Consider the following 8,664-nt stretch of genomic DNA (forward strand, 5'->3'; position numbering starts at 1 on the left):
AAGAGGTGACGGCAAAAAAAGTACTAAGTCTTTGGTCGCTGCTCGTGAATCTGCTCGAGCGCAAATGCTGAAGCCGAGGCTGGTGCTCAGCATAAGAAGCACTGTGAGTCGTCGTCGCATAACTTGCTCGGGGTCTAGTCATTTACCTTTGCGCAACCGACCTCGCTTGAAGCGCAGGAACATGCCACCAGCGAGAACGGCCAGCATGCCTGCCAAGACTAGTTGTCCAATGAACGCGGCGAGAGCTGCCCCTGAGATTAGGCCCAATCCAACGGCACAGTGGACGAGGTGCATTGCTGCATCGAACTTTGCTCCAGGATAGAACTTGGCCATTTGGGTTTGGTTGTGGGCGGTGGAACGTCTAATTGTGGCCTGGGGGACCTAATCTATGAGCTTGCCGTCCTGCCAGTACTCATACAAAGCACCGGGAGTGTTAACCCAAAAGATAAGCGTGGAGGGCGCCTCCAGTTCAATGAGGATCTCGGTATCTACAGCTCCTCCGATAGAAACGACCTCGCATTCCGAACCGGGCGGAAGGTGAAACTCATTTGCCCACGGCTCCACGATGATCGACAGACCAGTGGTGAACGAGTTTTTCAGCTTCACGGAACTTCTATTTGTCATTTCACCGCGCCTCCGACCGTCTGGTTCTGGCCGCTTGACGTCGGTTGCTCGTTGAGCGCCTTCAAGGGCCTCGATGTATGGCAGCACCTGCGGATGAGCCTGAACCCACTGCTCGCCCAAGTACGCCGCCACGGAGCCCGAGCCGATGACGCTCTCGATTGACCCGAATTTCGAAGCGGCCTGCAGCAGGCCGTGGGCCGCATGCATTGCCTCCTCGCTCGCGGCCGACTCCGGCTCCCCAGCTTCGACGTCCCACTCCTTTTGAATCGCGGCGATGAGCTTGCCGGCGGCGGCCTCGAGAGGTGTTCGTGAACGTGTCATAGGCGTAAATCTAACCTGCCGACGAAGGTCCGGTTGTGGCCGAACACGGCCGAGATGCTAGGCGACGCGGTGCGCCGACCTTCGCGCTAGGTAGCTGGCAGCTTATGACGAACCTCCGCTTCCTGGCGCCGTATTCTGCCGAAGACCCCGGTTCCCCCGCACGCCATCATTCAGGGCACAGCTCCCTCTGGCGCCGGATTGTCAAACTGGAGTACCGTGGCGCTCTGGCGACGCATCTGGTCGTCGCTCCGTAACGCGCAGGAGACACACATGACCACAAATTCACAGTCGGGCACCAACGTGCAGGAAATTGCGATGGGCATATTCCGCATCAATACGCCAGTACCGCTGCCCGACGGCAGCCTGTTCAGCTTCAACCAATACCTTGTGGTCGACGACGAGCCGCTGTTGTTCCACTCCGGGCCGCGCCAGCTTTTCCCGCTAGTGAGCGAAGCCATCGCGAGTGTGATGCCGGTCGAGCGCCTCCGCTACATCGGGTTGTCCCATGTCGAGGCGGACGAGTGCGGCGCATTGAACTTGTTTCTCGCAGCAGCGCCCCAAGCAGTGCCGTTGTGCGGCAGCATTGCAGCCATGGTCTCGATGAGTGACCTGGCGGACCGTCCACCGCGCGCGCTGGCCGACGGCGAGGAGCTCCCGCTTGGCAACCACACGATGCGCTGGTTCGACACGCCCCATCTTCCGCATGGCTGGGAATGCGGGCTGATGATGGACACGCGCACGCACACACTCTTCTGCGGCGACCTCTTCACGCAGCCGGGCAACAGCGAGAAGGCGCTCACCGATGCCGACATCCTGGGCCCCAGCGAGACGTTCCGAAACCAGATGGACTACTACGCGCATGCACCGCAAACGGCCGCATTGCTGGCCGGGCTTGCGCAGCAGGAACCCCGCACGCTCGCCTGCATGCACGGCAGCGCATGGCAGGGCAACGGCGCGTCACTGTTGCGCCAGCTTTCAGTCGCGTTGTCCGCGCAGCGTTGAGTAAGGTGCACGGCCGCAGCGAAGGCCCAGTCTTGGCCGACCTCTGCCTTTGGCGGCCAAGGGCTTGATTTTGATTCAGGAGCCAAACCGCGAGAATCAGACAACATTACAGGAGAGCTCTTCTTGACAACCGTCGCCATCACCTCCGCAATCAACGTCAGCAACAGCGATGGCTTTGTCCTGTTTGGCGGCGTGAACGTACTCGAGTCGAAGGACATGGCCCTGCGCGCTGCGCAGGAGTACGTCCGCGTCACGCGCAAGCTTGGCATCCCATACGTCTTCAAGGCAAGTTTCGACAAGGCGAATCGCTCGTCTATCCATTCGTTCCGGGGGCCCGGATTGGAAGAGGGCCTGAAAATCTTCGAGGCCGTCAAGGCAGAGTTCGGCGTTCCCGTCCTCACCGACGTGCACGAGCCATGGCAGGCGAATCCCGTCGCCGAAGTCGTGGACGTTTTACAGCTACCTGCGTTTCTCGCCCGTCAGACTGACTTGGTCGTCGCGCTTGCCAGGACGGGCAAGGTCATCAATGTCAAGAAGCCCCAGTTCCTGAGCCCGTCGCAAGTGCTCAACATCGTCGAAAAAATCAGGGAGGCGGGGAACTCCCCCGTCATTCTGTGCGACCGAGGAACCTGTTTCGGCTATGACAACCTGGTGGTGGACATGCTTGGCTTCGGTACCATGAAGAAGGTCACGGGGAACCTGCCCGTCATCTTCGACGTTACCCATGCCCTCCAGCAACGCGATGCGAACGCTGCAGTCTCTGGCGGGCGACGCGAGCAAGTGGTTGAACTGGCGCGTGCCGGCCTGGCCGTAGGCTTGGCAGGCCTCTTTCTTGAAGCTCATCCTGACCCTACGCAGGCTAAATGCGACGGACCCAGCGCTCTGCCGCTGGACCAGTTGGAGCCTTTCCTCGCGCAGTTGAAGGCGTTGGACGACTTGGTGAAGTCGTTCGCGCCTCTGCATATCCGCGCCTGAACGTGACGTCGCGACCCGACGCACCTGCATGGGTAAGCTCAGGACAGGTTGAAAATCCGCGGGATTTTCATGCGCTTTTGTGGAACTGGAGGGCGACGTCGAAGGGCGGTTTTTGGCCGACTGTAGCCGTTCGTACTGCCGTCGCGGAGACGTCTCATAGCGGTCGGCGGACGCTCGACCTCAGCGACTGAATCTACCCGTGCGCCCAGTAGTCTCACGCCCGGCATCGGGCACATCGGCCGCAACGAGGCGTAGATCGAACTCACTAAAGGTCTTCGCCCACATCAATGCGGTTTCCGTCGGGATCAGCGAAAACGAAGCATCTCAGCCCGAAATTCGAGTCACGGAGGGCCTTGATGATCTTGACCTTGTTGCCTTCCAAGTGTCGGTACAAAGCAGCCGCATCTTGGACCATTAGGTGCGCCACGTTCTGACCCGTTGCCTTGTGCCCCTTGAACAGCGACAGGTGAAGCTCGCAAGCGTCCTTCTCAAGGATGACGAAGCCGACGGGCCTCCCATTCTCGAAGACCTTTGAGAAGCCGAGTACGCCGTGTAGAAGTCAACGGCCCGTTCAATATTAGAGACCGACACCGTCGGTGCCATTCGGCCAAAGCAAACAGCGTGAGGCTGCCGCTGGAAAGCAGATTGCATGTTGCGCTCCAACTCGACGAAACAGAGGTCAAGTTCGAGGCGGTGCTCGCTGCTTGGCTTGTGTTCAGAAGGCGGAGCGGTGTCCGCAAGACCAAGAGGAATTCTAGCTGTCGGCGTCACGTGAGGTCGGACTCTTGAATGACCGGTCTTGGCGAATGTAGTCGGTGTGACGGCAGTAGTCTCAGGCCCGTTGTGGACATCGCCGCTGCCCCGAAGCAGTCATTTGATAGGAGCGGACCGCGCGGCATGTTCTTGCCCAACACGGCCGGAGACAGCTTTTTCAGGTGCTTCATGCTCTTTGGCGACATCACGCCTGACCTACCCCGTCGGTCTTTTCCGCATGGGCGATGAATGCAGCAGCCGCAAGTGACAACAATGAAGTTGTCAGCATTGCGCCGAGTACTGCAGCGCGTGCGTTCGACGCATCAACCACCAGTCCCGAGGCAAAGGCAATGATGCCTGCACCGATCACCGTCAAAGCCGCCGCCAATCCCGACGCAGTCCCCGCAAGACCTGGATGAATTGAAAGAACTCGCGCATTCGCCGCGGGCATGGTCAATCCATTGCCCAGGCCGACGCTCACGCACGGGCCGAAGAATGCAAGCGGGTGTGTCACCCCGGCGAATACCAAACCGAGGCCAATCAGAAGGCCCGAGCACGTGAGGATACGGCCTGCAAAAATGAGCTCGGTGGATGACCGGCGGGAACTGGCGTGCCCGACAACGTAGCTTCCAATGATGAAGCCGGCAGGGACCATTCCCATGTAAAAGCCAAGCGCCGTGCCAGACGTGTCGCCGCGTTGCGCTGCAACCAATGGTGCTCCCCCGAGGAAGACATACAGTGTTCCCAACGCGAGGGCCATGCAAAGAGCATATGCGCAAAATCGCGTCGAGCGCAGTAGTTCGCCATACCCCCTGAACTGCAACACGACGGATCTCGATGGGTGACGGTTCGTCTCTGGCAGATGAAACGCCACCAGATACAGGCCGGCGATACCGAGGAGTGCGAACGCGATGAAGTTTGCGCGCCAGCCGAAGCGCGAATCGAGCACTCCACCAAGGACCGGCCCAATCATCGGAGCCACGGCCCAAGCAGAAGAAACATAGCCGATCCGGCTGGCCACTGCACGCTCGTCTGAGGTGTCGCGAATGGAAGCCAGGGAGACCGCATATCCCGCGATCACCGCGCCCTGGAGTAAACGACACAACAGGAACATGCGAATGTCGACCGCCAAGCTGCAGCCGATGGAGGCCGCCGTAAACATAGCCATTGCAACCAACGCTACAGGCTTCCGTCCAAACCTGTCCGAGAGGGCGCCCGCAATCAGATGTGTGAGCGCGGTGGCCACGGCGTACCCGGCGATGGCGACGTTGACCACAGCAAAATCCACGTCGAAGTCCCTGGCGATGCTCGGCAGTGAAGGCGCGAACATGTTGACCGGCAGGACCGCAAGTGCAGAAAGAGCAATCAAGACCGAAAGAGGTGGTGCTTCCTGGGCTTGCGAGTACATTGCTGTTGAACTCCTTGACTCGTGGCTCTCGATGTCCCTAGAGAGCCCTGGATGACCTGATCACGGAAGACGGGTGCGGTTGCACGGCCTCAATATGCTCGTGTTGGGTCAACAGGAGTCAACGTGTCGCCAGTCCTCGTGAAGCCTGGAGACGTGATGAGCAGGTGGAGCGCTGCTCAGTGAGCTGGTGAGCTCGAATGCGTGAATTGTGCCTGACTGGCGAACGGCCGCTCGAGGGCCGTTTGCGGCATCAGGGAGCGAATCCGTTGGCGCTCCAGAAGGCTTGCAGAGTCAGCGCCTCCACAAACCACCACTGGCCAAGGAGAAGGCCTATTGCTACTACCGTGGTGGGCACGGCCTTCAGCGTCGTTTGTCTAAGCAGCCGCGCCGCAAGCACTACGCCGAGCATCATAGGGACCGCAAGAATGGTTTCGAGGCAGCGCCGGGCCTTGGAGCCATCCGACTCGATCAGTCGGGTGCGTAGAGCCGACTCGTCGCGCTGACGCTCAGGGCCCTTGTCTCATGTTCGCATTCCTCGCCTCGATCGTCATCCGGCGCATTGGTGCGAGGAGCAGCTTGGCTGCAATGCCAGCGCCGATCGACACGACGGCAGCCACCAGGAATACGCGGTCCCAGTTGCCGCCCGCGGCGAGTACCGAGCCCAGCGGCACGAACAGCGACGCAGTGCCCTTGGCCGTGTACATGGTGCCGGCGTTGCTGGCAGCATTCTTGCCGCCGAAGGTGTCGGCCACCAGTGCCGGAAAGATCGAATAGATCTCGCCCCAGAACAGGAACACGAGCGCCGCAAAGGTCATGAAGGCCGCAGGTTCATGGCCGTACAGCTTCAAGCCGAGCAGCGCCAGCCCTTCGCCGACGAAAACCAGCAGCATCGTGTTCTCGCGGCCGATCCTGTCCGAGACGAAGCCGCACAGCGGCCGGGTGAAGCCGTTCGCCAGGTTGTCGATGGCAAGCGTCATGGTCAGCAGCGGCATCGACATGCCGAGAAAGTGCATCGGCAACTTGTCGATGTGAAAGTCCTTCGCGATCGGGCCGATCTCTGCCGTCGCCATGAGTCCGCCGGCGGCCACCAGCACGAACAGCAGATAGGTGAGCCAGAAGACCGGCGTCTTCATCATCTGCGCGGGCGTGTAGTCGACCTTGGTCATGACCAGGCGGGTTTGCGCGGCCACGCCCCTGGGCGCGAAGGGCTTCGCCATGAACATCGCGAGCACGAAGATGCAGCCTCCCTGGAGGATGCCGAAGTACACGAAGGTGTGTTCGTAGCCCGTGCTCTGGATCATGTTCGCAATCGGGATCACGGTGAGCGCCGCGCCGGCGCCGAACCCGGCTGCCGTGAGGCCCGCGGCCAAGCCGCGCTTGTCAGGAAACCACTTCAGCGCGTTGCCGACGCAGGTGCCGTAGACGCAACCGGCGCCAACGCCGGAGATCACGGCGGCCGTATAGAGCATGGTCAGCCCGTCGGCATAGGCATTGAGAATCCAGCCCACTGCGGCGAGCACGGCGCCGGCGGCGACCACCGGGCGGGGGCCGAAGCGATCGACAAGCCAGCCTTCGACGGGCACCAGCCAGGTTTCCACCACGACAAAGATCGAAAAAGCAATCTGGATCGCACCCAGCCCCCAATGATGCTTGGCTTCCATCGGGGCGACGAACAGGGTCCAGCCGTACTGGACGTTGGCGATCATCGCCATGCAGACGATGCCCAGCGCGAGCTGCACCCAGCGCAACGATTTGCTCGGGGCGGTAACGGTAGTGGTGGGGCTAGTAGTGGCCGTGGCGGCCGCGTGGGAAGGGGTGGCGACGGCTGCGCGCGAAGGCGTGCCATCCCTGGGCTGAGGGATCATGAGAAGAACCTTTCCTTTGTCTCTTTTGTGGAGTCTGTAGTTGTGGAAAGCCATCGAATCGCCGCACTCGCGTGCGATCGATCCGAAGGGGGCACTGTCCGGGCGATCGCAAGAAAAACTCTTGACCTGCGTCAAGATTGCTGCCGCCTGTCACAAAACGATGCGCCCGGACGTCTAAGAGGTGTTTCCCCCAACCTTCAAGCTACAAGGAGCTCAAAATGTCCTCGGCCCGACTCGACTACCACGCCCTCGCGCCCGCCGCAGCGCGCGCCGGCGCCCAGTTTTCCCACGCCGCAGGCAGCACGCTGGACAAGCGCCTGCGTGAATTGGTGAACTTGCGCATCAGCCAGATCAATGGCTGTGCTTTCTGCATCGACATGCACTGGGCCGATCTGCTCAAGCAGGGCATGGACCCGCGCCATGTCAACGCGGTGGCCGGCTGGCGCGAGGCGGAGCGCTTCTTCAGCGAAGCCGAGCGCGCCGCCTTCAACTGGGCGGAGGCCGTCAACGCGGTGCCGCAGCGCACGCCCAGCGACGCGGAGTTCGAGGCCGTGAGGCGGCACTTCAGTGATGCGCAGATCGCGGACCTCACGTTCGCGGTCTGCGCGATCCGCTCGTGGAACATGCTCAACGCCAGCTTCCACACGCAGGTGCCTGAAACGCCGTACTCGGTCGGCTGAATTCGCCCGGCCGGCCGCCGAGATCAAACAGCATCAGGGTCTCTGCCGCGAATTCGACCATTTCGGAGTTGATGACGAAGGTCGGCTTATGGCCGGTTACCGAAGCTTTTTAGTTCGGACTGATGATGATCTGGCCGTCGGAGCCATCGAACTTCCATGCCTCGGGGCCCGCGCCAGCGCCAGAGCGGGCTCGCAGCGCCGACCCGCTGCCGAATACCACTGTCAACCCGCCGGCATCGTCCATGGCAACCGAGGACGCCCGCTCGCCGATAAGCTCAACCAGCGCATCACAGAAGCCTGGCTGGCCGCGCGACAGGATGCGCTGGTCGGTTGCAACTTCCACGACTTCGAAGAAGCTGAAGCGCTCTTCTTGGAACAGCAGCTGAAAGTAATCTTCTACGCAGACCACCTGCGACACCGGGTCCTTCGGCACAGGCACCATCACGACTTCCTTTTCTGCGTGGCTTCTAGTTGCCCGAATTCTGACCCATGTTCGTAGTTCCGCTTTTGGCCGACTGTAGCCGGTCGTGCCGCCGTCGTGAACGGCCCCGAAGCGGCAGTTCGTTCAGCCGTTCAGACGCTTTACCTGCGCCGGAAACCTCAACGGAGAGGCCGCTTCGAAGTTGTAGGTGGCTTGTCCGTTGGACGCTTCTCGGAAGTTCACGGTCATCTTCTTGGCTTGCCGGGCACTGGCAATGAACGTCTTCGGGTCTTCAAAAACAATCCTTGTTGATCCCCAGTCCTTTGGTGAAGCACCTTGGAAGGTGAGTGGCGGCCTTCCATCGAAGGAAATCGATACCGTGCAGTCACCGGGTGTGCAAATCAGCCGGCGACCTTGCTCAACGCTCAAACTCACTTCCTCGCTACCGTCAGCATTCCTCCGCACCGTTAGATAGCCAACGTTGTACTCCTTGTTCTGTGCAGGGAGCGGCAATACGTTCCTACTTATGAGCGAAGCCTCTGGCCGGTACTCACCCGAGCGAATATGTGGGACTTCGAAATAGGACCACTTGTCTTGATCGGCATACGTACTGCC

At 60.7% G+C, this 8,664-nt stretch carries 9 protein-coding genes; 3 read left to right on the forward strand and 6 right to left on the reverse strand.

From position 1 onward, the window contains the following. Nucleotides 1-381: 381 nt before the first annotated feature. Complete coding sequence (locus EJO66_RS32870; protein ID WP_206168913.1) at nt 382-945, reverse strand: hypothetical protein; 564 nt, start codon at nt 943-945, stop codon at nt 382-384. A 270-nt stretch (nt 946-1,215) separates the two neighbouring features. Here EJO66_RS32870 and EJO66_RS31945 point away from each other — a divergent pair, with 270 nt between their 5' ends. Further along, nucleotides 1,216-1,947, forward strand: coding sequence for an oxygen-binding di-iron domain-containing protein (locus tag EJO66_RS31945; RefSeq protein WP_125967215.1), 732 nt, complete (start codon nt 1,216-1,218; stop codon nt 1,945-1,947). 123 nt (nt 1,948-2,070) lie between these two features. Further along, complete coding sequence (kdsA, locus tag EJO66_RS31950; protein WP_125967209.1) at nt 2,071-2,922, forward strand: 3-deoxy-8-phosphooctulonate synthase; 852 nt, start codon at nt 2,071-2,073, stop codon at nt 2,920-2,922. A 265-nt stretch (nt 2,923-3,187) separates the two neighbouring features. Here kdsA and EJO66_RS33175 read toward each other — a convergent pair whose 3' ends face one another. The 3 genes from EJO66_RS33175 to oxlT all read right to left on the reverse strand — a co-directional run bounded on the left by EJO66_RS33175 (nt 3,188) and on the right by oxlT (nt 6,948). Continuing rightward, nucleotides 3,188-3,418, reverse strand: coding sequence for a VOC family protein (locus tag EJO66_RS33175; RefSeq protein ID WP_338067602.1), 231 nt, complete (start codon nt 3,416-3,418; stop codon nt 3,188-3,190). Nucleotides 3,419-3,880: 462 nt separating this feature from the next. After that, a complete protein-coding gene (locus EJO66_RS31960; protein ID WP_125967210.1) occupies nt 3,881-5,083 on the reverse strand; it encodes an MFS transporter in 1,203 nt (400 codons plus the stop codon). 506 nt (nt 5,084-5,589) lie between these two features. Beyond that, nucleotides 5,590-6,948: an oxalate/formate MFS antiporter gene (gene oxlT, locus EJO66_RS31965; RefSeq protein WP_125967211.1), complete on the reverse strand. Its 1,359-nt coding sequence runs from the start codon at nt 6,946-6,948 to the stop codon at nt 5,590-5,592. Between the two features lie 218 nt (nt 6,949-7,166). Here oxlT and EJO66_RS31970 point away from each other — a divergent pair, with 218 nt between their 5' ends. Beyond that, complete coding sequence (locus EJO66_RS31970) at nt 7,167-7,628, forward strand: carboxymuconolactone decarboxylase family protein (protein ID WP_125967212.1); 462 nt, start codon at nt 7,167-7,169, stop codon at nt 7,626-7,628. 109 nt (nt 7,629-7,737) lie between these two features. On the opposite strand, the gene EJO66_RS31975 is transcribed toward EJO66_RS31970, so the two are convergent. Both EJO66_RS31975 and EJO66_RS32875 read right to left on the reverse strand, forming a co-directional pair. Continuing rightward, a complete protein-coding gene (locus EJO66_RS31975) occupies nt 7,738-8,070 on the reverse strand; it encodes a DUF6188 family protein (protein WP_125967213.1) in 333 nt (110 codons plus the stop codon). A gap of 123 nt (nt 8,071-8,193) precedes the next feature. Continuing rightward, a partial coding sequence (locus EJO66_RS32875) for a hypothetical protein (protein WP_206168914.1) occupies nt 8,194-8,664 on the reverse strand: 471 nt, incomplete at its 5' end.

The sequence above is a fragment of the Variovorax beijingensis genome (genome assembly GCF_003951285.1).
Lineage (GTDB): Bacteria > Pseudomonadota > Gammaproteobacteria > Burkholderiales > Burkholderiaceae_C > Variovorax > Variovorax beijingensis.